Here is a 24,462-nt window from a genome sequence, read left to right as displayed (position 1 = left end):
CATCGCTGGCTGGAGCTGGCTCCGTGACTGACCGGGTTCGCCCTGTGCTATAATGGGCCTACCATTGAAGGGGGAAGACCAGAAGAAGGCAGGGGACGATTCGTGAGTACTGCAAATCTGCCACCGACCTATCAGGGACCGGCCCCCGGCTCGCCCGAGCATGTGCGTGCGGTCATCGCCGAGCTGCGGCGCCTTTATCCCGATGCGAAGTGCACTTTGAATTATGAGAATCCACTGCAATTGCTGATTGCGGTCCAGCTCTCGGCCCAGTGCACCGATGAGCGCGTCAATGAGGTGACAGCTCAACTCTTCCGCAAATATCGCACGGTTGAGGATTTCGCGAATGCCAATCCCGAGGAACTGGAGCAAGATATCAAGCCGACGGGCTTCTATCGCAATAAGGCGCGCAATCTGCGACTGACCTGCCAGCGGCTGATCACTGACTACGGGGGCGAGGTGCCGCGCAGCATGGAGGCGCTACTGACGCTGCCAGGCGTGGCGCGCAAGACCGCCAATGTGGTGCTGGGGAATGCCTTTGGCATCGTCGAGGGCATCGTGGTCGATACGCATGTCAAGCGGCTGGCGCGCCGCCTGGGCTGGACGCAGAGCGAGGACCCTGAGCAGATTGAGCGCGATTTGATGCGCATTGTGCCGCGTGAGGATTGGCTGGATCTGTCGCATCTCTTGATCTTCCACGGGCGGGCGCTCTGCCGCGCTCGCGATCCGCGCTGCGAGGAGTGCCCACTGGTACCGCTCTGTCCCTCGGCTTTCCAGGCCAATGGGGAGACAGTCGCCACGAAAAAGCGCTCGCGCCGCACCGCTGCGCGCCAGTCCTCATGAGGGACATTCTCAGCGATAGGGACAAACACCCGTCGCAGCCTGATCGATTGGCCCGCGTGGGCGGGGGCCGATGGCGCTGCGACGGGTGAGTGATGCTGTGGCTCGCACTGGAGAAATTCTTATAGTCTTGATAGCCGGAAGCGAGATGGACCCACACTACGGGCGCCGGGTCGCTCAGGCTAGTATCTCACAAGCAGCGCCTGCGGAAGGACGGTGACCTCGAAACGCTGGCCGTGGAAAACTTCGCCGTCCATCTGGGCGTTGAGCGGCAGGCGACTTTCGATGGTGAGGCGCTGGATGCGGTAGAAGTGAACTTCGGGCAGGGAAGCGTGTTGACCACGTTTGACGACAGGGAAGAGTCTGAGAGCGCGCCCCAAGGGGGCGTAGTGAATGGTGCAGAGGTCAAGCAGGCCATCGCTGGCGTCGGCCTCGGGGTTGATGCGGAAGCCTGAGCCATAAGTGGGGCCGTTAGTAACGGCCAGCAATACGTAGCGTTGGAAGGTCTCGGCGGGCGGGGCCTCGAGATTGGCAGGCTCCAAGCTAAAGCGCAGCCAGGGGCACTGTCGATAGCCAAGGAGAAGCTGCCTGACAGTGGAGCTGTAGTAGAGGCGCATACCGGTCATAAAAGGAATCTTTTTGAGCTGGCGAGCACCAGCGGCGATGTCGGCGTCGAGACCGACGCTGAAGGAGTTGGCAAAGTAGCGCTCGTTAGCCTGACCGGCGTCGACAGCTCGCGGCTTGCCGTCAAAAGCGTGCTCAATGGCGGCTTCGGGACGGCGAGGCAGCCCCAGGGTGTTGCAAGCGAAGTCGTTGCCAGAGCCGGCGGCGATGATACCCAAAGGGACACGCTGACCACTGCTGAGGATACCGTTCACAGCCTCGTGAACGGAGCCATCGCCGCCGACGATGACGATGGGCCGTCCCTGACCGGCAGCCGCGCGCGCCAGCTCTTCAGCCTCACCAGGGCGCGCGGTTTCGCAGTAGTCGGCTCCTATGGCAGCGGCGCGCTGGCGTACCAGGGCACGGTGACGCTGCATACGACCCTGGTTGGCGGCAGGATTGAGGATAACGAGGGGCGGGCGGTTGGCAGGGGAGGATGAAGGTGAAGCGGCAGAAGCGATCTCCATTGAGGGCCTCCAGGCGGCAGAAATGTCATGCGCCCGGATTGTAGCACGTTTGATCCTCTGCCGTAAAGAAGGGAAGGGGCAAAAGCCAGGCCTTCCCTTCCTTGTGCTGTTCTGGCGGTAAGCGGTCTGAGGCCCAGCTGACGGCCCGGCGTCCGCTAGGAAGCAGAAGCACCAGCCTGGCGGCTCTCAGAGAGGGAACCAGCGCCTTGGGGCAGGGCCTGAAGCCCGGCCTGGCGCTGCTGACGCTCCTCGGCGCTCTCGGGCTGCAACGGTCCGCTCAGATAGCCGACGATCATGCCCAGCATCGGGGCAATGCCTTCGGACAGCTCGGTGAGCAGACGGCTCTCATCCACGAGCTGATAGTGGCCGCTCTCGTCGGGCGCGGCGATCAGCCAGAGCAGGTCGGTGGCTGCCAGACACTGACATACGCGCTCCGAGAGTTCTCGCTCCTCAAAGTAGTATTTTCGCCCCTGGTGATAGCCACGAGCAAAAGCCTCCAGATTCAGGATGAGCCTGGCCTGTCCCCACTGCAGTTCTTCTGCCATGCAGAAAACTCCTTTCGATCGACTTGACCTCCAACAATAGCAATCCTGATCGCGAAAGCTCGGGCAAGTGAGCGCTCTAGCCTGGCGGACCCGGCAACCAGGGTCAGGAATAACCTGCCCGGCTCCTTGCCTTGCTATGAGTATAGCATGGCTTAATCGTAAGATCGAGTCTCTATAGTCTCTATGGTCTAATGGTAACTAAGAGTCAATATGGAATATTTGAGTCAATAGAGACTATTTGACGTAATTAAGCAAAGCTGATACAATTTCAAAGAAGAAGACAGCATGTGAGGTGCCAGGCGTAGATGACAGAGCGTAGTAACCACGGAGATGAGTGGCTGACCACTAACGAGGTGAGCAAGCTCATAGGGATTGGCCCGAAAACGGTAGTGCGAATGGTTGAGAGGGGAGAATTAACGGGGTATCGTGTAGCCTCCAGGTGGCGCTTCAAGCGCCATGATATCGAGGCCTATCTTGAGGCGCACCGCTATGGTCCTGAGCGCCCACTCGGGACACGCCAAGAGGGGAAAAGGAACGGGGATGCACAGCAAGAGCCGGGCACGACTGCTAAGGGGACGACTGAACAGCCCTCCTAAGCAAGCCCCCACGCTGCGCGAGCCGGACGCTGCCGTCTGCTGGCTGGCTTCACTAGCAGATGAACAGGGCAACACAGTGCGGCGCTAAGAGCAAGACAGCGTCAGAGGAGTTAGCCACACATGACGGATCGGAGAGTCCAGAAGGAAGAGTGGCTTACTGCCACCGAGGCCGGGAAGCTCATAGGGGTCACGAGAAGAACAATGGTACGGGTGGTAGAGCGAGGAGAAATAACGGGGTATCGGATTGCCTCGGCCTGGAGGTTCAAACGCAGCGACATCGAGGCCTATCTTGAGGCCCATCGCTACGGCCCCGGGCGCCTGCCCAGGTCGCGCAACGACGACGGAGCGGAAGCAGATCAAGAGCCAGACTGAGCAGCATGGGTAAGCACACCTCACCCATGCGCCTTGAGAACCCGCGTACGGGCAAAGAGAAAAGCTCACCTCACCGCTCCCCGGCCCGGGCCAGTGCCTCCAGCGAGGAAAAGCGAGAGCAGAAGAGCCGGCACCGGCGAACACAAAAGCACCGTCCAAATCCGGGCCCAGACCTGCCTATTCCTGGCTGGCCAGCCAGAAAGCTGGCGAGCGACGAACATAGGGGCAGCGGCCCTGTAGCGATCCGGGGGATCAAAGCCCAGAGCACAGGGCTGGGCCATAGCGGCAACTGGACGGGACAAAGGCCAAGTGAGGGGCGAGAGCCGGGCGCCCATCAAGGAGCGATGCGGGGGCGGTACTGCACCGCCTCCGCCACATGGGCCGAACCGATCAACTCCGTCCCCTCCAGGTCGGCGATCGTGCGCGCCAGCTTCAACAGGCGATGAAAAGCGCGTGCCGACAGCGCCAACTGCTGCACCGCCGCCTTCAGCAAGCGCTGCCCGGCCTCATCCACGCGGCAGAAAGCCTGCACCTCAGCCGGCCCCATCTCCGCGTTGCAGGTCAGGCGCGTCCTCGCAAAGCGCTGGCGCTGGCGCTCGCGGGCGGCCTCGACGCGGGCCCGAATACGCTCCGTACGCTCTGGAGCTGGAGCGCCGGCCAGCTTCTCATAAGCCACACGTGGCACCTCCACCTGAATATCGATGCGGTCCAGGAGCGGACCGCTGACGCGCTTCTGATAGCGGCGCACCGCCGCTGGCGAACACGTGCACTCGCGCGCCACATCGTGCAGATAGCCGCATGGGCAGGGATTCATTGCCGCGATCAGCATAAAATTAGCTGGGAACGTCACCGACCCCTGGGCGCGCGAAATCGTCACCACCTTATCCTCCAACGGCTGTCGGAGGGCCTCCAGCACATACTGATTGAACTCAGGCAACTCATCCAAAAAGAGCACCCCGCGGTGAGCCAGACTGATCTCGCCCGGGCGTGGTTGGCGTCCGCCGCCCACCAGGCCGGCGTGACTGATCGTATGGTGTGGCGCGCGGAAAGGGCGCTCCATAATGAGCGGCACCTCTGGCGGCAGCAGGCCGCCTACGCTATAGATGCGCGTCACATCCAGGGCCTCCTCAATCGAGAGCGGGGGCATAATCGACGGCGTTGCCCGGGCCAGCAGCGTCTTGCCCGTGCCAGGGGGGCCGCTCATCAGCAGATTATGGCCGCCGCTCACCGCCACCTCCAGCGCCCGCTTCACATGGTCCTGGCCGCGCACCGCCGCCAGATCGTGAGGCGGGCAATGGCGACTCACCTCCTGCAGCAGGGCTGAATTTGGTGGGAAAGGAGCCAGGCGCTGCTCACCGCTCAGGTGGGCCATCAGCTGGGCGAGGGTCTCCACCGCGTAGATCGGCACATCGCGCACCAGGGCCGCCTCGCGCGCATCCACCGCCGGCACGAAGACCGCGCGGAGGCCGCGCTCGTGTGCCAGGGCCACCATTGGCAAAATCCCATTGGTATGGCGCACACTTCCATCGAGGGACAGCTCACCGAGGAAGAGACAATCAGCAATTGGCTCAGCGGGGACCAGCTGGCCCGAGGCCAGCAGAATACCGATAGCAATGGGGAGATCGTAGACAGGCCCCTCTTTACGGAGATCGGCGGGGGCCAGATTCACCGTAATCCGCTTATAAGGAAAAGTCGCCCCACTATTCTTAATAGCGGCGCGCACCCGTTCGCGCGCCTCCTGAATAGCCGTATCGGCCAGGCCCACGATCGTAAAGCCCGCCAGACCATTGGCCAGGTCAACCTCCACCTCGACCAGGGCGCCTTCCAGACCCACAATAGCACAACTTCGAACGTGCGCCAACATCCCGTCTCCTTGAAAACCTCCTCTCCTCCACATAGCAGAAGATAGCCCATATTATGGCGCAATAGCTCCACATTTGCAAGCCCACCGATAAAATGGCCACAAGCCGGCGGGCCGATGCAAGCACTAGCCTAGGGGGTCCGAGCAGAAGGCAGCACAATAATCTCCTCGCCGGGCCTCAAGGCGGTCTGCAGGTCATGCGGACCAGTAATCAGCTTGTTGCTCACGAAGAGCTGGATCTGAGCGCGCACCCAGCCATGCTCATCGCACAGGCAGCGCCAGACCTGCGGATAGTGGGCCTCCAGCGCCTCGAACAGTTCGCCTACCGTACTGGCCCGCACAACGATCTGGCTCTTGCCGCCGTTGCAGGCGCTCAGCGTTGAAGGTAAGCGCAGCGTCACAGTTGCCTGCTCAGTGCCACCCATGCCGTCTACCCTGCCTTTTGAAGATGGCATCGATTTTTCATCGAGAACAAGGCTCGCATTCCGAGACTCTATCATGCTGTACAAAGCAATATACTACATACAAAACCCCGTTTGCAAGCGTGGGCCTGCGAGGTCCTTTCCGTCCGTCTGCCCACAAGTTCACCGGGCTCAGTGTTGCGCCCGTTGCCTGCCTCGGCTCGCCGGAGCAGGTGCTCACTCAGGCTCGAACAGCGCACAGCTCCAGGACCTCTGTCGGGTGGCTGATCACATGCGCCCCACTCTGCAGGAGCTGCTCAACCAGCCGGGTTGCCTCGCCGCCGGTATAATCGCGCGCCGCCATTCCGGTCCACTCCAGCAGAGCTGGAGCTGGCAGCTCCTGCGGCTCGCTGCCGGGCGCCGGCATCGCACCCGAGGGTTCCGCCTCAACTGTTTCAGGAGCCAGCAGCAGCACCTGGCGGCCTTGACGAGCCACTGACAGAGCCTCGCGCAGCAAAGCCACATTGCCGGGTCCGACGTACATTGGGCAAATAATCAGCGTCTCGACTGTTGACAGGGCGGCGCGCAGCTCCTCCAGCGCTGCCTGAGAGAGAGGGGCATACGGTTGCTCCGTCAGTACGCGGCTTGCCAGGCGCAGGGCTAGCGTATGATCGCTGTCACCAATATTGAGCACCCCAGCCAGAAAAGGAATATGCCAATCTGCCAGAGCACGCATCACCCTTTCGCCAGAGCCGCCGCCGGCCATCACGAACACCCGCGGGGGAGGCTCCTGGGTCCTCATCTCCTCCTCGGCCTCCTGGGCCTCGCGACTGCCCGGCGGCACCACACTGAAATGGGCCGTGCCGCGCACAATCCCCACCTGAACCGCAATCCCGTAGACGCGGCTCAACAAACGCGGCTCCAGGACCGCTGCCGGCGTCCCATCCGCCACAACGCCGCGCTGGAAGAGCACCAGACGCGGAAAATAGCGGGCGGCCAGATTCAAGTCGTGCATTGCGGCCAGCACCGTCATCCCATGCTCACGGTTCAGCCGCTGCACCAGCTCCAGCACCTCGATCTGATATCTGATATCCAGATGGGAGGTCGGCTCATCGAGCAGCAACAAACGGGGCTGCTGAGCCAGAGCCATTGCCACCAGCACGCGCTGCCGTTCGCCGCCGCTTAGCTCATTGAAAGGCCGCTCCGCCAGAGCCGCGACCCCGGTCACCTGCATCGCTTCCTCGATCCGAGCGCGGTCCTGCGGCCCATAGCTGCCCAGCAAACCGACAAAGGGCAGGCGGCCCAGCGCCACCAGTTGCTCAACTGTAAAATCGAAAGGCAGGTGCAACTCCTGGGGCACCACCGCCACCACACGCGCCAGCTCGCGCCGTCGCCAGCGGTCAAGCCCTCGTCCCTGCAGCCAGATCTCCCCCTGCGTTGGGCGCAGCACTCCGCTCAGCAGGCGCAGCAGCGTAGTCTTGCCCGAGCCATTCGGGCCGAGCAAACCCACCATCTCACCAGCCGCCAGCTGCAGACAGACATCAAAAAAAACCGGCTGCTGTCCGTAGCCGAAGGTCACATGGCGCACCTCCAACAGGGGGAAGCCGTCCGCAGCAGACACCTTCCTGCTCTCTGGCCTGAGATTCACGACCATCGATACTCCTTCTTACTCTGACGCAGCAGATAGAGGAAAAACGGTGCCCCGATCAGGGCTGTGAAGACCCCAACCGGTAAGACCGCCGGCGCAATCACCGTGCGTGCCAGCAAATCGGCCAGCGTCAAAAAAGAAGCTCCCCCCAGGGCCGAGGCCGTGATCAAAGGGCGGTGGCGCGGACCAATCAGCAAGCGCAGCATATGCGGTGTGACCAGACCCACAAAGCCGATCAAACCGCTAATCGAGACCGCCGCCGCCGTCAACAGCGAACCGAGCATAATCAACAAAAACTTATACCACTCAACCCGCAGGCCCAGGTGGGCGGCTCCCTCCTCGCCCAGCGCAAAGGCATCCAGCACCTGCCCCAAGACCAATGCCCCACCGATGCCTGCCACAATAAGGCTACCCACGATCACCACCGGCCACCAACTATTGACGCTAATCCCGCCCGAGAGCCAGTTAAAGAGAGCCTGCAGATTAAACTGTGCCTGGGGACTCAGCGTCAGAATCAAGGTCTGGACGGCCACCAGCAGCGCATTCATCACAACGCCGGCCAGCAAGAGCGTTACCACCGGCGTGCGTCCCCCGACGCGCGCAATGGCATAGACCAGCAGCACTGTCAGTAACGCCCCGCTGAACGCCAGCAAGGGCGTCAGAGAGAAGAAGAGACCGTAGGTTGTATCGAGCGGCAGAATGAAGGCAATGACCGCCCCCAGGGCGGCCCCCGAGGAGGTCCCCATCAGGAAAGGATCAGCCAAGGGATTGCGCAGCATCCCCTGAAAGAGCACCCCGGCCACCGCCAGCCCGGCCCCTACCAGGGCCGCCCCCAGCGCCTCCGGCAGGCGTAAATCCCAAATAATGATGGTCAGAGCCGGGTCCCAGCTCTCTCGGAAATGCAAAAGGTGGCTACCGTTGAGCAGGATCTGCAGGACAGTTGCAAAAGGAATGGCCGTCGAGCCAGCACTCACCGCTGCCAGCAGCGTGAGCGGCAACAGAAGCGAGAGAGCTGTAAAGACGAAAGGAGTCAGGCGGCGTCTGACATGCACGGCCTTAGCGTCAGCAAGGGTCGTAGCGGTGGTCGTCGCTGTTGCAGGCGATTCTGCGGTCGTTCTGCTCTCGATCTTCATTCCGTCGGGGGGCTGTCGCTAGGCTACTGTGTATCGCTTTCGCTGTAACTATACGCGCTAGAACTTCACCTGTCAAGGAAGGCGGGCGCTCAGGAAAGTTGTTCTCGTCCCTGGTCGCTGGCAGAGAAGCGGCGCATATGCTACGATTCTGCTACGGAGTTCTGTCCGAAAGGCCAGTGTCAGGCGCCGACAGGCCCCGGATACTACACATAAGCAGGCGAGGGAAAGATGCTGCTAGTGGGCGTGCGACGAGGCGCTGACGAAGGCCGTGTCGGTGTGCCACAGATGATCTCATTATTCCCTCGCTCGCTTCTGATGGTGAAGGAAGAAGAGGGATCGAGCCGTTAATGTCTATCGACAGAGAGTTCTTTCGCCACGTCCTGGGGCAGTTTGCCACAGGAGTAACGGTCGTCACGACCAGGGGCAGCGCCGGCCTGGTGGGGCTGACAGTCAACGCCTTCTGTTCTGTCTCCCTGGACCCGCCGCTGGTCCTTGTCTGCATCGACCTTAAGAGCCGAACGCTGCAGGCCATTCGCGAGAGCCGCATCTTTGCAATCAATATTTTGAGCGAGGGACAGGAAGAGCTGGCCCGTTGCTTTGCCCTCCCCTCAGAGGAGCGCTATCGCTATTTCTGCCATGCTCCTTATCACCTGGGCATAACCGGGGCGCCGCTGCTCGAAGGGACCCTGGGTTTTGTTGAGGCGCGGCTGGTCGCCGACTATCCAGGTGGCGACCACGCGATTCTGCTGGGCGAGGTCGTGGCCCTCGGGGCCGATGACCACCCTGCGTCAGACGACGCGACCGCTGCCGCCGACGAACGCCCGGCTGTCTCCGGGGAAACACTTCAGGATGGCAGCGGGCAGCCTGCTCGGTCTGGAGGCAAGCAGCCATTGGCCTATTATCGAGGCCGCTATCGCCATCTGGCGGACGATTATGCTCAACCGAGCCTCTCACCCTTGTCAGCGCCAAGCGATGTTATCTGAATCCCATCCGCTTCAGCATGAGGAAGCGGGGCCGCCAGCAGAACCGCAACAGGAGCGCCTCCAGCGGCTTGAAGCGCTGCAGCGACTGCAGGCGGCTTTGCGCATCTGCCGACGCTGCCAGGATCAGGGCTATCTGGCACAGGCCCTGCCCGTGGTCAGCCCAGTGCTGCACGAGGGTCTCATCGGGGGCCTCATGGTCATAGGGCAGGCGCCCGGACTGCGTTCGCAGCAGCGCGGCATTCCTTTTGGCGGCCCGGGCGGGCGCATCCTGCAATCCTGGCTAGAGCAGGCAGGCTTTCCCCCGGGCTACCTGCATCAGCATGCCTATCTTAGCTCGCTCACGCGCTGCTACCCAGGACCGGCTCCCCGTGGGCAAGGTGATCGCCGTCCCTCGCCCCAGGAGCTGGCCCTGTGCCGCCCTTTTCTCGAAGCCGAGCTGTCCCTCCTCTGCCCCCGCGTGATCCTGCTCGTAGGCGTCATGGCCATAGAAGCCTTCTGGGGCAAAGTCAAACTGGAAGAGATCATCGGGACAGGGCGCGTAGAGGATGCCCGACGCTGGCTTCCCTTACCTCATCCCTCGGGAGTCAGCCGCTGGCTCAATACACCCCGGCATCGGGAGCAACTTCAACGCGCGCTGGCGCTCCTGGCCGACTGGCGCCGCGAGCTAGGACTATAGTCCTCAGCCTTGCCGGCCTGCTGCAACTGGCCTCGCCGCGGTCAGACTCCCTGATCGCTAGAGACGCGCGGGAGAGCTGTGAGTCAGGTCAGGAGATGTGCCGACCGGACCGCCACTTGCGAGGGCTGTTACTGTTCTTGGGCTTGTTGCGGTGCATCGTCTTGCTGCGAGAGCTTGCGCATGCGATACTCATGCACGCCGCGCTTCAGCGTACCCAGGGCCAGCGTCGCGCAGGTTGGGCGCGTCATCACCACCTCGCGCCCCAGGTCCTCGATCAGATCCTCGAAGCTCAGGTTCTCGATCTCTTCCGCCGTCATCCCGCGCGTCAACTCGGTCACGTAGGAAGCAGCAGCGCGGCTAATGGTACACCCCTCACCCTCCCACTGCACTTGTGCCAGGCGGCCCTGCTCGTCGAAGCGCCCATACATAGTGATTACATCGGCGCAGCCCGGATTGCCACCCTTCAGGCTGACATCGGCCTCCTCAAGAGGGCCATAGTTGCGCGGGTTCTCATAATGATCGAGGAGAAACTCAATGGCTTCTTGTCTATCCATAGGGCATCACGAAACTTTCCAACAAAAGCAACAGGGCCTCCACCGCTGCAGCAGAGGCAAACAACCACGGCCTGACAAACCAACGCGCTTGCAAAGATGGGCAGCCGCGGCTGGCGTCCCGTCTCTCACTGCCCGGCGGATGGCCCCGTCCCGTTCCATCCTGGCTACTGTCTCTGTCCAGGTGGAAAGTAGATCAGCTGCCGCCGCTGAGGCCAAGGCGGCCAGTTCCCGTCAGGGCTTCTCGATCGGCGCGCGCACCATATTGCCCCACTCCGTCCAGGAGCCATCATAGTTACGCACGCGCGGATAGCCGAGCAGCTGGGTCAACACAAACCAGGTATGGGCGGAGCGCTCCCCAATGCGGCAGTAGGTGATCACATCCTTATCGGGCGTAATCCCCTGCTCTCCGTAGAGCTTCCGCAGCTCTTCCACCGACTTAAAGGTCCCATCGGGGTTGGCAGCCGTCGACCAGGGGATATTTTTCGCCCCGGGGATATGCCCACCGCGCTGGGCCCCTTCCTGAGGATAGTTTACCATATGGATTAACTCGCCGGTATACTCCTGCGGCGAACGCACGTCAACCAGACCGTAACCGGGTTTGTGCAAAGTAGCCAGCACGTCCTCGCGGAAAGCACGAATCGACTCGTCCGGCTCCGGCGCCTGGTAATCGCTCGGCTCGTAATGGGGCACCTCCTTCGTCAGCGGTCGCCCCTCGGCCTCCCACTTCTGACGCCCACCGTTCATAATCTTCAAATGCTTATGGCCATACATCGTGAACAGCCAGAAGCTATAGCAGGCATACCAGTTGTTGCGATCGCCATAGAGCACTACCGTCGTATCGTTACGAATGCCCCAACGACGCATCAGACGCTCAAAACCCTCGCGATCGACAAAGTCGCGCGTCACGGGGTCCTGGACATCGACGTGCCAGTCCAGCTTGACAGCGCCAGGAATATGACCAGTTTCGTAGAGCAACACGTCCTCATCGGCCTCGATGATACGCACATTGGGATCGTTAAGATGCTCCGCCACCCAGTCCGTTTCCACCAGGACCTCGGGATGAGCGTAACCAGCGGGCGTGCTCTGGCCCTGGCCCGCCGTTGTGGCCTCTGTCTCTGGCATAGGATCGTCCTCCCTCCTCCATTATTACGGAAGCCTTGACAATCACAGTGACAAGAGAGCTGCCAGCCTGGTGCGCGCCGGCGCCCACACACGGAACGGGCGACCCACGCACCCCAGGCGGTAGTTGACTATGTCAATTCGCTTTCTATTCTACCGCAGGGCGAGACCCAAGGCAAGCCAGGCTCGGGCTGTTGAAGTACAAGCGCTTATTTGGATAACTAGAGAGAAAACGGGACGCTACGCTAGCAAAGCCTTCAGGCGCTCGGCCAGAGCAGTATTGCGCTGAGCCACACGATCGTTGCGGATGGCCAGCTCCAGGGCCTGGGGCTGCCCCACCAACACACAGAGCCGTCGAGCGCGCGTAATGGCCGTATAGAGAAGATTCCTCTGCAACAGCGGAGCATGTTGCAAAAAGAGAGGAATAATCACCGCCGGGTACTCGCTTCCCTGGCTCTTATGGATCGTGACCGCGTAGGCCAGCGTCAGGGCATCCAACTCCGCAAACTCGTACTCGACCAGCAGGGGGCCGGCCTCCTCCTGAAATTCGACTGTCACAGTCGCCGCCTGGTGATCGATGCGGCGTATCCAGCCGAGATCACCATTGAAGACCCCTTTATCGTAATCGTTGCGCACCTGCATCACCTTATCGCCGATGCGCAGATGATGCCGGCCCAGCAGCAGCTCGCCTTCGCTGCGCGGATTCAGGCGCTGTTGCAGTGACTCATTGAGACTGATCACGCCCAATGGCCCGCGGTACATCGGCGAAAGCACCTGAATGTCGGCCTGTGGGTGAAGATGATAACGGCCTGGCAGACGGCGCCCTACCAGGTCAAGGATCAGGGAGCGAGCCCGCTGCGGCTCGCTCTCGCGCAGAAAGAGGAAATCGCTGCCCTCCTCATTCTTGACCACCGGTAAGAGGCCGGCATTCACGCGGTGGGCACTCACCACGATGCGGCTCTGACGGGCCTGGCGAAACAGCTCGGTCAGATGGGTAGTCGGAATGACCTCGCTGCGCAAGAGATCGCGCAGCACGTTGCCCGGTCCGACCGACGGTAGCTGGTCGGCGTCGCCGACGAGCAGCAGGTGGGCCTCTGGCGGCAGAGCCTTGAGCAGATGGTAGAAGAGAAGGATATCGACCATCGAGCACTCATCAACAATGACGAACTGGTAGCTCAGAGGGCGTTCTTCGTGACGCTGATACGTCCCGTCGTGAGGGGTATACTCAAGCAAGCGATGGAGCGTTTGGGCGGGCAGTCCCGTGGCCTCGCTGAGGCGCTTAGCGGCGCGTCCGGTAGGAGCCGTCAGCGCCACCTCCACCCGCTGCCGGCGCAGGAGCAGCAACAGCGCGCGCAGCGACGTCGTCTTGCCTGTCCCGGGGCCGCCCGTCAGAATACTCACCTTGCGCGTAAAAGCCGTCTGCACAGCCTCGCGCTGCCGCTCCGTGAGCTGAAGCTGGCGCCTGACCTCCAGATGATGAAAGACCTGCTCCCAAAGAGCGGGAGAGACTGTCGGCAGGCGGCTGGGCGTGTGCAGCAGTCGCTTGAGCAGGCGAGCGGAACCGCGTTCGGCGTGCCAGAACGGGCCATAGTAGATACGGCGCTGGGCCGTACCGGTGGAGGCTGCTGGTGGGTCCGGGGGTAAAGCGCTCTCTGACGCAACAAGAGGAGTGGAAGCTGAAGCGAGGTCCTGGAAGAGAGAGTACTCGGCGGCCTCCTGCGTGCTACTCTCTATATCAGGTAGAGCCGGCTCAATAAACAGCTCGCCTGCGCGCTGCCCCTCTTCCAGAGCCTGCTCAAGTGCTGCCCGAGGGACCTGCAAGATACGCTCTGCCTGGAGCAGCAGCTCATTCTCCGGCAAATAGCAATGGCCGGTCTCATTAGCTGCCTGCGCCAGCACGTAGGTCAGGCCCGTCACCAGGCGTGGCAGACTGTCGCGTGGCAGTCCCAGCCGGCTGGCAATCTCATCCGCCGTACGGAAACCGATTCCATAGATATCCTGGACCAGTCGATAGGGATTCTCGCGTACCACCTTGACGCTCTCGCCCCCATACTGCCGGTAGATGCGATTGGCCAGGTGCAGTGAGATCTCATGAGTCTGCAGAAAAAGCTGCACCTCCTTCATCTCCTGCTGCTGAGTCCAGGCGGCGAGAATGCGCGCGCGATCCTTCTCACCAAGACCGCGTACCTCGGCCAGGCGCTCGGGCTGCTGCTCAATAATGGCCAGCGTCTGCTCGCCGAAGTGTTCGACAAGCGTGCGGGCTTTTTTGGGGCCGATGCCCTTAATCAAACCGGAGCTGAGGTAGCGAATGATGCCCTCAGTACTCGTGGGCAGGCGCTGGCTAAAGCTCGTCACATGGAGCTGGTGGCCGTAGCGGGGATCATATTCCCAAACACCTTCCACAGTCAACACTTCGCCGGCGCGTACCCCCGGCAAGGTCCCAACGATCGTCAGCAAGCCGTCGCGAGACGAGCGAGACGAGCCTCGGCCAGTGCTGATGCTGGGGCGAAAACGTGCAACGGTGTAGTGTGTTTCCTCGTTATGAAAAACGATGCTCTCAATAGAGCCTTCAAGTGTTGGCATACCTGGTGCTTCCAGGTCTGATCATGAGACTGTTATGAGACTGTTGATGGTGTAGTGGCGCAGGCGTGTGAGCACGTGAGCAAGGGTGTGAGTCACCGCATGTCCTCTCTATCTTAGCCTGCCGCCGTGGCCCTGTCAACGGCGCTAACGGCGGCCCGGAGAGAGCAGTCTTTCCTCCCCACGAGGATGGCTGTCCAATCGGGCTATTGGTTAAGGAACCAATACTGATGAGGGCGGTCGGCGTCTTATAATGAACTCGTATATATTTCTTGATGACGGGATAGCTCTCATTGTGAAGTCCGATGCGTCAGCAAAAAAGGCTACGAATATGTTCCTTCTTCCTGTTGGTTACTATGCCTACGCTGCTAGCACTGCTCGTAGTGTGGCAAGGATAGCGCGTCGATGCAATTGACCTCGACCAACGGCCTGGGCCAGAGGGAAAGGACTCAATGGAGAGCAAGGTGACCTATCGCCAGCAGTATACGCGCTGCGGCAAGCAGCGCTGCCGGAAATGCCGCGAGGGGGCTGGGCATGGCCCCTACTGGTATGCCTACTGGAGTGAGAACGGGCGCACCGTGAGCAAGTATATTGGGGCGCAGCTGCCAGCGGAGGTGGAGCAGGCAGGTCAGCGGCTATCGGCGGTCTCTGTCTCTGCGCGGCGGGCGTCGGCTGCCGCGGGGGGTCGTGCGCTGGTCGCAGGGGAGCGTGAGCGTCGTAGTGGGCGTGGCGAAGCCAGACCGCTCTTGCGCATTTATGTGCTGGGGCAGTTCCGAGTAGAGCGGCGCAGCGGCAGCGGCTGGGTTGAGGACGATGGACGGCGCTGGCAGCGGCGGCGGGCCCGTGCCCTCTTGGGCTGCCTGTTGTCGCATCCCCTGCGTCGCATGGGGCGGGAGCAGGTCATGGAAGCGCTCTGGCCTGACCCGGATCTCGACAGCGAGACAGCAGCCAATCGTCTCAACGGTGCCGTCCACGAGTTGCGCCTGTTGCTCGAGCCAGAGATTCGGCGTCCCGCCTCCTCGACGCTCTTACGCCTTCAGCATGAAGTCCTGGAGCTAGCCGATGCAGGCGTCATCTGGGTTGATGCTGACGAATTTGAGCAGAAGATCAGGCAAGCCGAGCACTCTACTGATCCCTGGCAGATCGAGCGCCTCCTGGAGGAGGCGGCGGCTCTCTACCGCGGCGACTTTCTGGTTGAGGAACTCTATTCGGAGTGGGCCCAGCCGCGCCGCGAAGCGCTGCGTCGTCGCTGGATGGGGGTACTGCTGCAGCTCGCCGAGCTACGAGTCCGGCGTGGGGCCCTGGCCAGCGCCATTGAGCCGCTCGACCGGCTGCTGATGAGCGATCCCACCCATGAGACAGCGGTGCGCCAGCTGATGATGGTCCTGATGGGCCTGGATCGTCGTGTCGAGGCCCTGCAGGCTTATCAGCGCCTGACCGAGGTGCTGGAACGCGAGTATGGCAGCGAGCCGCTGCCCGAGACACGCCGTCTTTATGAAGCCCTCCGCAACGGAGAGCTGGGACTGGTAGCTGTGGGCACTGCCTCGCCAACTCTCACAGGGTCCGAAACCGCTACGGCTTTGCCCCACTCACCTGCTACTGCTACTGGGGCGCTTCGAGCCAGCGCCAGCTCCGACACTCCGCAGACTCCCGTTTCCGCTCGTCTTTCCAGTCCGACTGTGCCGACGCGTGCCGTTACCAATCCGCACTTCCCTTCGGGACGCCATAAACGGACGCCGCTGATCGGACGCGAGCGTGAATTAGCGGTCATGCGCCAACTCCTCTCCAGTCTGGACCCCGTCAAGTCCGCTGGCAGCTCACGCAGCCAGGAGAGAGCTGAAGCAGCGCCAGCAACTGGTCAGCAGATCTCAACAGCGGAGCCCTCGCTCTCGTCTCCTCATTTCTTGCTCTTGACTGGCGAGGCCGGCATAGGCAAAACGCGCCTCGCCGAGGAGTTGAGCGACGAAGCGGTGCGCCAGGGCTGGCAGGTGGTCTGGAGCCGCTCCTATGAGCAGGAAGGAGCCATTCCTTATTGTCCCTGGGTCGAGCTGCTGCGTACCCTCTTGCAGGGCCGGCTGGCCGCTCAGACCCTCTCAACCTCCCAGGTCCTGATGGATCTCGGCCTCTCAACCTCTCACCTGCAACGCCTCTGCACCTTGCTGCCCGAACTACACGAATTACTGCAGCCTGGAGTTGCGCCGCTGACCCTGCCGGTAGAACAAGAGCGCCTGCACCTTTGGGAGGCCACGCATAGCCTGCTCTCGGCTCTCAGTCGGCGTACACCTCTCCTGTTAGTGCTCGATGACCTTCATTGGGCCGATGAGAGCAGCCTGGAGCTGCTGACCTACCTCGCGCGCCACCTGCGCGAGCAGCCGATTCTGCTTCTCGGGACCTGCCGCGACATGGAGCTGTTGCCGACCCATACCCTGCGCACCCTCATCAACGACCTCCAGCGTGAGCAGGTCCTCCTGACCCTACCGATCCAACCACTGACAGCGGCGCAGATTGCGCAGCTTGTTGCTCATTTGCCGACCCGTCTCGTGCACAGTATCCAGACCCAGGCCGATGGGAACCCCTTCTTCGCCGAAGAACTGGCGCGTTACCTGGAGCGCGAAGCCAGCGAAGGAGGTGCGGCAGCAGCCGGGCAGAGTGCGGCAGGCGCTGGAGAGAGCCGACTTGCGCTCCCTGCGACCATTGCCGCCGTACTGGATCGGCGGCTCAGCAAGCTCAGCGCGGCCTGCCAGACGCTGCTAAGCAAAGCGGCGGTCTTTGGCGCACCTTTCGAATTCAGCCATTTGCTCTTCATGGACAGCGGCCAGCTTCCTCATCCGCAAGAGGAGCACGTGCTGGATCTCCTGGAGGAGGCTCTGCGTGCTGGCCTCCTGATTGAAGAAGAGAGCGGCAGGCAAGTGAGCTATCACTTCTGGCATCCGCTCATTGAAAGCCACCTCTATCAGAGCCTCTCGGTGATGCGCCGCATCCAGCTCCATCGTCGGGCGGCGGAGGCCCTGCTGACCCTGAATCCCCAGCGCGAGGAGGAAGTGGCGGCGGCGGTCACCTATCACCTAATCCGCGGGGCCAGCGATGGCAGCCGCATTGCCCGCTATGCTGAACGCGCGGCCAACCGGGCCTATCGGCTGGCTGCCTATGGTGAAGCCCAATACTATTACCGTCTGGCTCTGCTGGCCCTGGCCGGGGCGCCACCTCCCCCTCCTTTGGAGCGCCAGGCCCTCATCAGTGTCGACTACCTGCCGCCCGAGGCCGACGCTGATCCAGTTCCCCCACTCGATCAACTTCTGCCCAGTGCCGGTGAGGAGGAACTGCTTCACTTCGCGCGCCTCTTAGAGCATGTCTGCGAATGCTGCATGATGCAGGGAAACTACAGCGAGGCGCGCCGCCTCTATGCGCGCGTTCTGGCTCTGCGCCAGCGTTCGTTACAGACCTGGGAGGACCATCAACCAGAGCGGCCAGATGGAGAGCAGCTACGCCAGCGACGTCAGCGCGAAGCCCAGATTCAGGCCATCATCTGGCGAGAGATGAGCCTGGCCTGGCTCAGGACCGGCGATTTCGCCCAGGCTCGCCACTGCCTCGAAGAAGGGAAACGCACCCTGCGCGAGGCCGACGCTTTGCAGAGTCCGGCCAGTGCCTGCCTGCTCTTGCAAGAAGGGAACCTTTCGGCCCTGGAGGGCAACTATGATGAAGCGCGCCGCCAGGTTGAGCAGATGCTGGACATGCTAGAGAGAGCAATGGAGCAGAGATCGGCGCCAGTTGCTGCAAGTCAGGAACTGCCGACCCTGAGCGAACGCGCCATCGCCGGCGACCCGCTGGAGCTGGGTCATGCCCATGAGACCCTCGGAGTGATCGCCGCCCGACTGGGCCATCCGAGCGAAGCGCTGAAGCACCTGCACACGGCCTTGACCATCTACGAGCAGCATGAGTGTCTGATGGCGATGGCCCAAATCTGTGGTAATCTGGGCGCGGCCCATGCGCTGGTAGCCGATCATCAGGCAGCGCGGGCTTACATGCGACGGGCACTGGAGTTGACGGAGCGCACGGGCGATCTCCCCAATATGGCCTTTGTCACGGGCAACCTGGGCGAATTGGCCCGTCGCTGCGGTGATCTGCGCGAGGCTGAAGCCTGCTTCCGGCGCAGCCTCGCGTTGGCCGAGCGGACCCAGGAGCGCGAGCACATGGCCTGGTGCAATATTGCCCTGGCTGAAACGCTGCAAAGCGCGGGCAAGCTCGATGAGGCCCTGCGCTGCGTCCAGCGCTCCTTGCTGACTGGCCGGGCGATCGGACACGCGCGCACAGTCGCCCACGCGCGCATCGTGCTGGCCGAGGTGCGGCTGGCTCAGGCCAGCGCCGCCTGTCTGGCCTCTCTGCCGCAGCGCCAGCTCTCTGCCGCTGGCGCGCGCCTGGACCGCCGGGGGCCTGGTTGTCACGGGCGCAGTACCTATCGCCGCCTGCTCTTGCGAGGCGAGCGGGCCTTAGAGCGTGCGCTGCGCTACGAGGGACTGGATGCCGAGGTAGCTTTAGAGGGGCGCTATCTCCAGGCCAGCGTGGCTTTCCTCCTCGATCGCTTAGAAGTCGCCGGACAAGCGGCCCTGGACCTGGTCACCAGCGCCGATCGTCAGGAGAACCGTCTAACTCTGGGTCATGCTCACCGTCTGCTGGCTCGCATCCTGGCAGTCCAGGAAGAGCCAGAGGCGGCAGCTGCCCATTTTGAAAAAGCTGCCCGTATCTTCGAGGCAAGCGAGCTGACCCTCGATTATGCTCGCACCCTTCATAGCTATGGGGTCCATCTGGCTCTGCTGAGCGCCAGGCAGAGCGGAAGGGAGGAGCTGGCAAGGGCCTATTCCTACCTGAGAGAGGCCCAGGCCCTCTTTGGGCGGGCGCAGGCCGCGATCGATCTCCAATGGGTCGAGACCCTCCTGGCTACCTGGCCCTCATTGCCTCTTCTGGCCGCTGCCCTCAGGGCCATGCCTTGAACGCACTATCGCTCGCTCGCTCGTGCTCTGAGAGCAGGTTGACACTGCCTGACCAGCAACCATACAATGAGAGCGGGTCAGGAGCGAAGGCGTCAACACGGCCAGGAAGCTTCCTCGGCGCTCGCCGCCTGCCTGCCGCGCTGATGCTGCTCTGAAGAGCCAGGCGCTATTGTCGTGGGCGTGGTTGGCTCGCCGGTTCACCTGACGGCGGCTGACCTCGCCCAGATAAAAGGAGCGGAGCAACTTGAGCGAAGTTCGTGAACAACAGCCAACGGCTGAGGAAGAGTTGCTGAGTCTGCGTCGTTTAGTGCAGATCCAGCATGAGCTTGAGGAGCAGATTAATCGTGTCTTTGCCCCGGAGGATGAGGCGCTGCGCTATGCTCTCCAGGCCAGTGCCGAGGCCGGGCTGCCGCAGATCAATATTTCCCCGATCGAAGGCAAGCTTTTGCAGTTCCTGGCGCTCATCTCTCGGGCGCGCACCATCCTGGAGATAGGCACGCTCGGGGGCTATAGCGGCCTCTGGTTAGCGCGCGCTTTGCCTTCGGATGGGCGCCTGATCACGCTGGAGATGAATCCCCAGCATGCGAGCGTCGCGCGGCGTGTCTTTGAGCACGCTGGGGTCAGCGAACGGGTAGAGATCCGGCTTGGCCGGGCCTTGGACCTGCTCCCCGCGCTCGTCAACGAAGGCGCAGGACCGTTTGACCTGGTCTTTATCGACGCTGACAAGCCGCCCTATCCTCGCTACCTCGACTGGGCCTTACAGCTCAGCCATCCTGGCACCATTATTGTGGCCGATAACTGCCTGCGCGATGGGCGCTTCAGCCGAGAGCCAGTGGACGAGGTCACAGCGGGCATTGTCGAATATTGTCAGCGCATTACGAGCGATCCCCGTCTCTTCTCGCTGGCCCTCAATATTGATGAAGGCTATCGCGATGGCTTCACCGTAACCCTGGTGCGCGAGGGGTGAGTGCTGTGGTAAGCAGCACAACCAGAACGGCGGCGATCACCATTATCGGTGGTGGGATCATGGGCGCAGTTCTGGCCTATCAGCTTGCCCGGCGTGGGATAGGTGAGGTAGTTGTGCTGGAACGCGAGGCAGTAGCCTCTGGCTCGATTGGGCGCGCCACGGGGGGACTACGCCAACAGTTCGCCGATGAGCTGGATATTATCTTCGCGCGCGAGGGCCTGCGCTTCTATCGGCAGTTCATAGCCGAGATGCAGGCCGAAGTGGTTCCCACCTCTCCATCTCCTCCCCCTTTCTACCAGTATGGCTACCTCTTCCTGGTCAGCGACGATGCAAGCTGGCAGGCCATGCAGGGCTACGTCGCGCTCCAGCGCCGACTGGGCGTTCCCAGCGAGCTGCTGACGCCGCAAGAGGTAGAGAGGCGCTGGCCTGGCCTCCACCTGATCACAGACGATCTGCGTGGCGCCAGCTTCTGCCCAACCGACGGCTACACGGACCCGGCAGCCATGACGCATGCTCTCATGGGCGCCGCCCGTCGACTAGGGGTAGTGGTCTACGAGCAGAGTCCTGTCGTGGCCATTCGGACCACTCAGGGGCGTGTGCAGGCCGTGCAGACCCCCCAGGGAGCATTGGCCACGCCTCTGGTCATTAATGCCACCGGCGTCTATGCAGCCCTCACGGCGCGCCTGGTTGGAATCCATGATCTTCCCGTCTATCCTTTGCGGCGTCAGCTCTATCTCTGTGAGGCGATTGCCGGACTGCCAGCTGAGCTGCCGATGGTTGTGGACCAGGCAACCGGCTTCCATTTTCGCTGGCGCGATGGCGGCCTGCTCTTAGGGCTGCCCCATCAGCCTTCTCCCGAAGAAGAAGCGGCCAGCCGTGCCCTGGCAGCGACGGCTTTTGACCTGTCGCTTGATCCACGTGTCTGGCCCCAGATTGAGCGCGTCAGTACCCGCCGCTTTCCGGCGCTGGCGGGCCTCCGTCTCCGGCGTGCCTGGGCTGGCCTCTATGAAATGACGCCAGACGAGCATCCGGTGCTGGGTCCCACCGAGGTCGAGGGCTTCCTCTGCGCCTCTGGTTTCTCCGGGCATGGCTTCATGCACGCTCCGCTAGCGGCGCAGCTCCTGATCGACTATCTGACCACTGGCAAAAGCAGCACGCTCGCTATCGAGCAGTTCAGTCTCCAGCGTTTCCGGGAGGGGCGCCTCCTCCCGGCGACGCGGCTGCTTTAAGCGAAGGAGAGACAATGACGATCGATACGGACTTTCATAGTCATGTTTCCCGTAGTTCGGCCCAGGCGATGGTGAGAGAGGCCAGAGAGCGAGGATTACGTGTCCTGGGTCTCTCTGAGCACGTGTTTCAGATGCGCGAGGTGCGTCCGCTCCTTGCACATATGCCACTGGAAGGGCCGGAGATGGCCCTTGTTGACTATATTGAGAGCGTGCAGGAGGCCAGACAAGCCCTGCAATTTGACGTCCGTCTGGGATTGGAGATTGATTTTATTCCTGGCAAAATTGAGGCAGTCCGTGAGTTACTGCAGGGCTATCCCTGGGATTTTCTCATTGGCTCCGTTCATGAGATTGATGGGAAGCAGCTAGAGAACGAAGAGGGCTGGGGGGAACCACCCCAGGCAGAGCGAGCCTGGCAGCGCTATATGGAGCTGCTGCGTCAGGCTGTGCGCTCGGGCTTCTTTAGTGTTGTCAGCCATCCGGTGAGGTTGTTCGTTGAGAATCGGCACCTGCCCGCCACTATCGATGAGGAGCTGGAGCAGCTCGCTGCCGAAGCCAGGAGTTGTGATGTGGCCCTGGAGGTCAATGGCTTCGACGTTGCCACCTATCCCCAGCTAGTGCGCCGTCTTGTGCGGGCCTGTGCCTTACAAGGGACGCCGGTAAGCGTTGGCTCGGACGCTCATTACCCGTCGAGTTTGGCCAACAGTCACGAGGCCAGTGAGCAGCTGCTGCGCGAGGCTGGTATCCAACGGGTTCGCATCTGGCGCAACATGAGCGCTGAGGAATACCGAATCTAAAAGCAGAAGCGGACACAAGAAAAACGCCTGGCGTGTCAGAGAGGAGAGCCAGCCGGCGTCAGTCGGTGGGGAGAGCTGAGCGATCCGATCCCCGTTGATCGGATCAGAAATCAGCCCTCCCCAAGAGGTAGACGGAAGGAGATGCTTGCTCCCTCGTCGGCTCAGACGGGTGGATAGCGATTGTAGCCGATCAGCCGGCTTGTCGCGGTATTCTGAGCAGAGAGCAGCTGGTTACTGTCCAGATTATAGGCTAGCAGAGTGGAATGCCCATCTGGATAGTATGCCTGCACGACCAGGTGATGGCCGTAGGGAGCCAGCGCTACATTGTTGGGACAGATCAGCGTAGCATCGACCGACGTTGCTGGAGCATTGCGATCTGCGCAGAGAGTGCGCGCGCCAGGAGCAGCATCCTGCAGCAGCACCTGGTCCTGGGCTGGGGTCAGACCCAGCTTCACCACCTCAAAGGTGCCCTGGCGATAGCGCATGACCATCAGCGAATTATCTGCCGCGTAGCCGATGGGGACCCCCCAGGGACGCAGACGATGGCGGTTCCATCCATCGCTGTCAACGGCGTAGATGCCCGAGGCCGTGGACTGGTAGTCGGCATAGTAAATGACGTGCCCGTCGGGACTCAGCCAGAAATCGGTGCTGGCCCTCTGAACCGGTGGCGTGATGGCCTGCCGCTCCTCAAATGTTCCCCCCAGGGGCAGGCGGAAAAGCGCTTCCTGGCTGTTATTGAGGCGCTGCACGAAGTACAGGTACGGTGCACTGTAGAAGGCCAGGCGCGCGTCTGGCAGCGAGGCCATGACCTCCTGGGGCTGCGACCGCTGCATATTGAGCCGCAGCAGGGCGGAGGGTGTATTGAGCAGTAGCGTCTGAGCATTGAGCCAGATGGCGTTTCCCCCACTGCCAGGAACATGATAGTGGACGCGTATGAGAGGCGGCGTCACGCGCAGATCCAGGACATAGTAGTCCGTCTGAGTGGTGCTCGGGACATGGTAAGCCAGGGCGCTGCCGTCGGGGGAGATCCCATCGATCTCCGTCTGGGCAGGGAGAGCAGAGAGCAGCTGCTGCAGCTGCCCACTGGCATAGTTATAGTTGCTGACGACCACCTGCCCATTTTGGGCATCCGAGACCAGCACCAGGCCGTTCCAATCGTCGGTAGGAGTATTCCCCGGGATCTGGGCCGCAGAGGGAGTGGGGGTAGTCTCATCGCTGACAGGGAGCTGGTCCCAGCCGACCAGTTGTGGCGTGCCCTGCTGAGTGACCTGGGTGGCTGACAGCGAGAGCAATAGCTTCTGGGCGTGCGTCGTCAAGTTTGTGGCCCAGAGGCGCAGCGAGTGATCTGGATACAGGGCCTCCGTCAGCAAAGCCCAGCCATAAGGAGCAAGGGCCAGTCCGTTGGTCAGGATACTTCTGGCCCCCGGGGCAGCGTTGACCACCACGAGCTGATCCTGCTGGGGAGTGTTGCCCAGCTTGCGCACTGCAAAGGCCCCTTGAACTTCCTGCAAGAAAAGCAAGTGGTTATCCTCGGCAAAGCCAAGCGGGATGCCATGTCGATTGAGCGAGTGCAGGTTGCTTCCATCGCTGTTGACCATATAGATGGTTGCCCCCGGGCCACTGCCTACGCTGTAGTAAATCGCTGAGCCAGTGGGGCTAAGCAACCAGGAAGCGCGTTGGCTGACTGTAGGGGTAGAAGTACCTTGATCCGTGGTCAGAGGTCGAGAGGCAATCAAACGTAGTTCCCCGTTGGCCAAATCAAGGCGATAGAGCACCTCTTTGGCGGTTTCCTGGTGGATAAAAAACAGGAAATCGTTGTAATAGAAGGCAAGCGTGCTATCCTGTAGTAGTGCTGATGAATAGACGGGTTCACTGTTGCCGGTCATATCTACCAGGAAAAGCTCGCTGCCAGCATTGATCAAAAGGTGGCTGTCATCGGTTGTCCAGACAGCGCTGCTCTGGGTACAGTCGCAGCTAAAGATTGGCTCAGGGTGGGCAAGGGTACGGAAGAGGCGCGTCTTCCCCTCCGTCTCATGATAGACGAGATCG

The 24,462-nt window shown here is 61.8% G+C and carries 19 protein-coding genes; 9 read left to right on the top strand and 10 right to left on the bottom strand.

Going from position 1 to position 24,462, the window contains the following annotated elements; all coding sequences use genetic code 11:
- Window positions 1-102 precede the first annotated feature (102 nt).
- Window positions 103-840, top strand: a complete 738-nt coding sequence (gene nth / locus BGC09_RS02185; protein WP_218103931.1) for an endonuclease III — start codon at window positions 103-105, stop codon at window positions 838-840.
- Between the two features lie 179 nt (window positions 841-1,019).
- On the opposite strand, the gene BGC09_RS02180 is transcribed toward nth, so the two are convergent.
- A complete protein-coding gene (locus BGC09_RS02180) occupies window positions 1,020-1,967 on the bottom strand; it encodes a diacylglycerol/lipid kinase family protein (protein ID WP_069801653.1) in 948 nt (315 codons plus the stop codon).
- Window positions 1,968-2,122: 155 nt separating this feature from the next.
- Window positions 2,123-2,512: a hypothetical protein gene (locus BGC09_RS02175; protein ID WP_069801652.1), complete on the bottom strand. Its 390-nt coding sequence runs from the start codon at window positions 2,510-2,512 to the stop codon at window positions 2,123-2,125.
- Between the two features lie 305 nt (window positions 2,513-2,817).
- Between BGC09_RS02175 and BGC09_RS02170 the strand changes: the two genes are divergently transcribed.
- Both BGC09_RS02170 and BGC09_RS02165 read left to right on the top strand, forming a co-directional pair.
- Complete coding sequence (locus BGC09_RS02170; RefSeq protein ID WP_069801650.1) at window positions 2,818-3,108, top strand: helix-turn-helix domain-containing protein; 291 nt, start codon at window positions 2,818-2,820, stop codon at window positions 3,106-3,108.
- A gap of 120 nt (window positions 3,109-3,228) precedes the next feature.
- Window positions 3,229-3,480: a helix-turn-helix domain-containing protein gene (locus tag BGC09_RS02165; protein ID WP_069801649.1), complete on the top strand. Its 252-nt coding sequence runs from the start codon at window positions 3,229-3,231 to the stop codon at window positions 3,478-3,480.
- 334 nt (window positions 3,481-3,814) lie between these two features.
- Here BGC09_RS02165 and BGC09_RS02160 read toward each other — a convergent pair whose 3' ends face one another.
- The 4 genes from BGC09_RS02160 to BGC09_RS02145 all read right to left on the bottom strand — a co-directional run bounded on the left by BGC09_RS02160 (window position 3,815) and on the right by BGC09_RS02145 (window position 8,523).
- Window positions 3,815-5,344 (bottom strand): YifB family Mg chelatase-like AAA ATPase, encoded by a 1,530-nt coding sequence (locus tag BGC09_RS02160; protein ID WP_069801647.1) that lies wholly within the window; start codon window positions 5,342-5,344, stop codon window positions 3,815-3,817.
- Window positions 5,345-5,472: 128 nt separating this feature from the next.
- Window positions 5,473-5,766 (bottom strand): MoaD/ThiS family protein, encoded by a 294-nt coding sequence (locus BGC09_RS02155; RefSeq protein WP_052888827.1) that lies wholly within the window; start codon window positions 5,764-5,766, stop codon window positions 5,473-5,475.
- A 217-nt stretch (window positions 5,767-5,983) separates the two neighbouring features.
- The gene (locus tag BGC09_RS02150) at window positions 5,984-7,396 is read right to left on the bottom strand and encodes an ABC transporter ATP-binding protein (protein WP_069801645.1); all 1,413 of its coding nucleotides are present in this window, start codon (window positions 7,394-7,396) and stop codon (window positions 5,984-5,986) included.
- A complete protein-coding gene (locus BGC09_RS02145) occupies window positions 7,387-8,523 on the bottom strand; it encodes a FecCD family ABC transporter permease (RefSeq protein ID WP_218103930.1) in 1,137 nt (378 codons plus the stop codon). The genes BGC09_RS02150 and BGC09_RS02145 overlap by 10 nt, the downstream gene beginning before the upstream one ends.
- A gap of 347 nt (window positions 8,524-8,870) precedes the next feature.
- On the opposite strand from BGC09_RS02145, the gene BGC09_RS02140 reads away from it, so the two are divergent.
- On the top strand, window positions 8,871-9,506 hold the full coding sequence (locus BGC09_RS02140; RefSeq protein WP_069801643.1) for a flavin reductase family protein: 636 nt from the start codon (window positions 8,871-8,873) through the stop codon (window positions 9,504-9,506).
- Window positions 9,496-10,182 (top strand): uracil-DNA glycosylase family protein, encoded by a 687-nt coding sequence (locus BGC09_RS02135; protein WP_176728823.1) that lies wholly within the window; start codon window positions 9,496-9,498, stop codon window positions 10,180-10,182. Before BGC09_RS02140 ends, BGC09_RS02135 begins: the two co-directional genes overlap by 11 nt.
- Window positions 10,183-10,310: 128 nt before the next feature.
- Here BGC09_RS02135 and BGC09_RS02130 read toward each other — a convergent pair whose 3' ends face one another.
- The 3 genes from BGC09_RS02130 to recD2 all read right to left on the bottom strand — a co-directional run bounded on the left by BGC09_RS02130 (window position 10,311) and on the right by recD2 (window position 14,438).
- On the bottom strand, window positions 10,311-10,736 hold the full coding sequence (locus tag BGC09_RS02130; RefSeq protein WP_069801641.1) for an iron-sulfur cluster assembly scaffold protein: 426 nt from the start codon (window positions 10,734-10,736) through the stop codon (window positions 10,311-10,313).
- Between the two features lie 231 nt (window positions 10,737-10,967).
- Entirely contained in the window at window positions 10,968-11,858 is an 891-nt protein-coding gene (locus BGC09_RS02125) for a sulfurtransferase (protein ID WP_069801639.1), read from the bottom strand.
- A 237-nt stretch (window positions 11,859-12,095) separates the two neighbouring features.
- Window positions 12,096-14,438 (bottom strand): SF1B family DNA helicase RecD2, encoded by a 2,343-nt coding sequence (recD2, locus tag BGC09_RS02120; RefSeq protein WP_069801638.1) that lies wholly within the window; start codon window positions 14,436-14,438, stop codon window positions 12,096-12,098.
- A gap of 449 nt (window positions 14,439-14,887) precedes the next feature.
- On the opposite strand from recD2, the gene BGC09_RS02115 reads away from it, so the two are divergent.
- The 4 genes from BGC09_RS02115 (at window position 14,888) to BGC09_RS02100 (ending at window position 22,413) form a co-directional block, all read left to right on the top strand.
- On the top strand, window positions 14,888-19,423 hold the full coding sequence (locus tag BGC09_RS02115) for a DUF6788 family protein (protein ID WP_069801636.1): 4,536 nt from the start codon (window positions 14,888-14,890) through the stop codon (window positions 19,421-19,423).
- Between the two features lie 244 nt (window positions 19,424-19,667).
- Window positions 19,668-20,390: an O-methyltransferase gene (locus BGC09_RS02110; protein WP_218103929.1), complete on the top strand. Its 723-nt coding sequence runs from the start codon at window positions 19,668-19,670 to the stop codon at window positions 20,388-20,390.
- Window positions 20,391-20,395: 5 nt separating this feature from the next.
- Window positions 20,396-21,619, top strand: coding sequence for an NAD(P)/FAD-dependent oxidoreductase (locus tag BGC09_RS02105; protein ID WP_069801635.1), 1,224 nt, complete (start codon window positions 20,396-20,398; stop codon window positions 21,617-21,619).
- Between the two features lie 14 nt (window positions 21,620-21,633).
- Window positions 21,634-22,413 (top strand): PHP domain-containing protein, encoded by a 780-nt coding sequence (locus BGC09_RS02100; RefSeq protein ID WP_069801632.1) that lies wholly within the window; start codon window positions 21,634-21,636, stop codon window positions 22,411-22,413.
- Window positions 22,414-22,574: 161 nt separating this feature from the next.
- Here the strand turns inward: BGC09_RS02100 and BGC09_RS22705 are convergent.
- On the bottom strand, window positions 22,575-24,462 hold a 1,888-nt coding region (locus BGC09_RS22705), incomplete at its 5' end, for a TolB-like translocation protein (protein ID WP_176728822.1).

Origin of the sequence: Thermogemmatispora onikobensis (assembly GCF_001748285.1) — a bacterium.
Lineage (GTDB): Bacteria > Chloroflexota > Ktedonobacteria > Ktedonobacterales > Ktedonobacteraceae > Thermogemmatispora > Thermogemmatispora onikobensis.
This window is presented reverse-complemented; position numbering and strand designations above follow the sequence as displayed.

Coding starts and splice junctions, on each gene's coding strand:
- BGC09_RS02180 (WP_069801653.1), bottom strand. CDS start 1,967: ATGGAGATCGCTTCTGCCGCTTCACCTTCATCCTCCCCTGCCAACCGC.
- BGC09_RS02175 (WP_069801652.1), bottom strand. CDS start 2,512: ATGGCAGAAGAACTGCAGTGGGGACAGGCCAGGCTCATCCTGAATCTG.
- BGC09_RS02170 (WP_069801650.1), top strand. CDS start 2,818: ATGACAGAGCGTAGTAACCACGGAGATGAGTGGCTGACCACTAACGAG.
- BGC09_RS02165 (WP_069801649.1), top strand. CDS start 3,229: ATGACGGATCGGAGAGTCCAGAAGGAAGAGTGGCTTACTGCCACCGAG.
- BGC09_RS02160 (WP_069801647.1), bottom strand. CDS start 5,344: ATGTTGGCGCACGTTCGAAGTTGTGCTATTGTGGGTCTGGAAGGCGCC.
- BGC09_RS02155 (WP_052888827.1), bottom strand. CDS start 5,766: ATGGGTGGCACTGAGCAGGCAACTGTGACGCTGCGCTTACCTTCAACG.
- BGC09_RS02150 (WP_069801645.1), bottom strand. CDS start 7,396: ATGGTCGTGAATCTCAGGCCAGAGAGCAGGAAGGTGTCTGCTGCGGAC.
- BGC09_RS02145 (WP_218103930.1), bottom strand. CDS start 8,523: ATGAAGATCGAGAGCAGAACGACCGCAGAATCGCCTGCAACAGCGACG.
- BGC09_RS02140 (WP_069801643.1), top strand. CDS start 8,871: ATGTCTATCGACAGAGAGTTCTTTCGCCACGTCCTGGGGCAGTTTGCC.
- BGC09_RS02135 (WP_176728823.1), top strand. CDS start 9,496: ATGTTATCTGAATCCCATCCGCTTCAGCATGAGGAAGCGGGGCCGCCA.
- BGC09_RS02130 (WP_069801641.1), bottom strand. CDS start 10,736: ATGGATAGACAAGAAGCCATTGAGTTTCTCCTCGATCATTATGAGAAC.
- BGC09_RS02125 (WP_069801639.1), bottom strand. CDS start 11,858: ATGCCAGAGACAGAGGCCACAACGGCGGGCCAGGGCCAGAGCACGCCC.
- recD2 (WP_069801638.1), bottom strand. CDS start 14,438: ATGCCAACACTTGAAGGCTCTATTGAGAGCATCGTTTTTCATAACGAG.
- BGC09_RS02115 (WP_069801636.1), top strand. CDS start 14,888: ATGGAGAGCAAGGTGACCTATCGCCAGCAGTATACGCGCTGCGGCAAG.
- BGC09_RS02100 (WP_069801632.1), top strand. CDS start 21,634: ATGACGATCGATACGGACTTTCATAGTCATGTTTCCCGTAGTTCGGCC.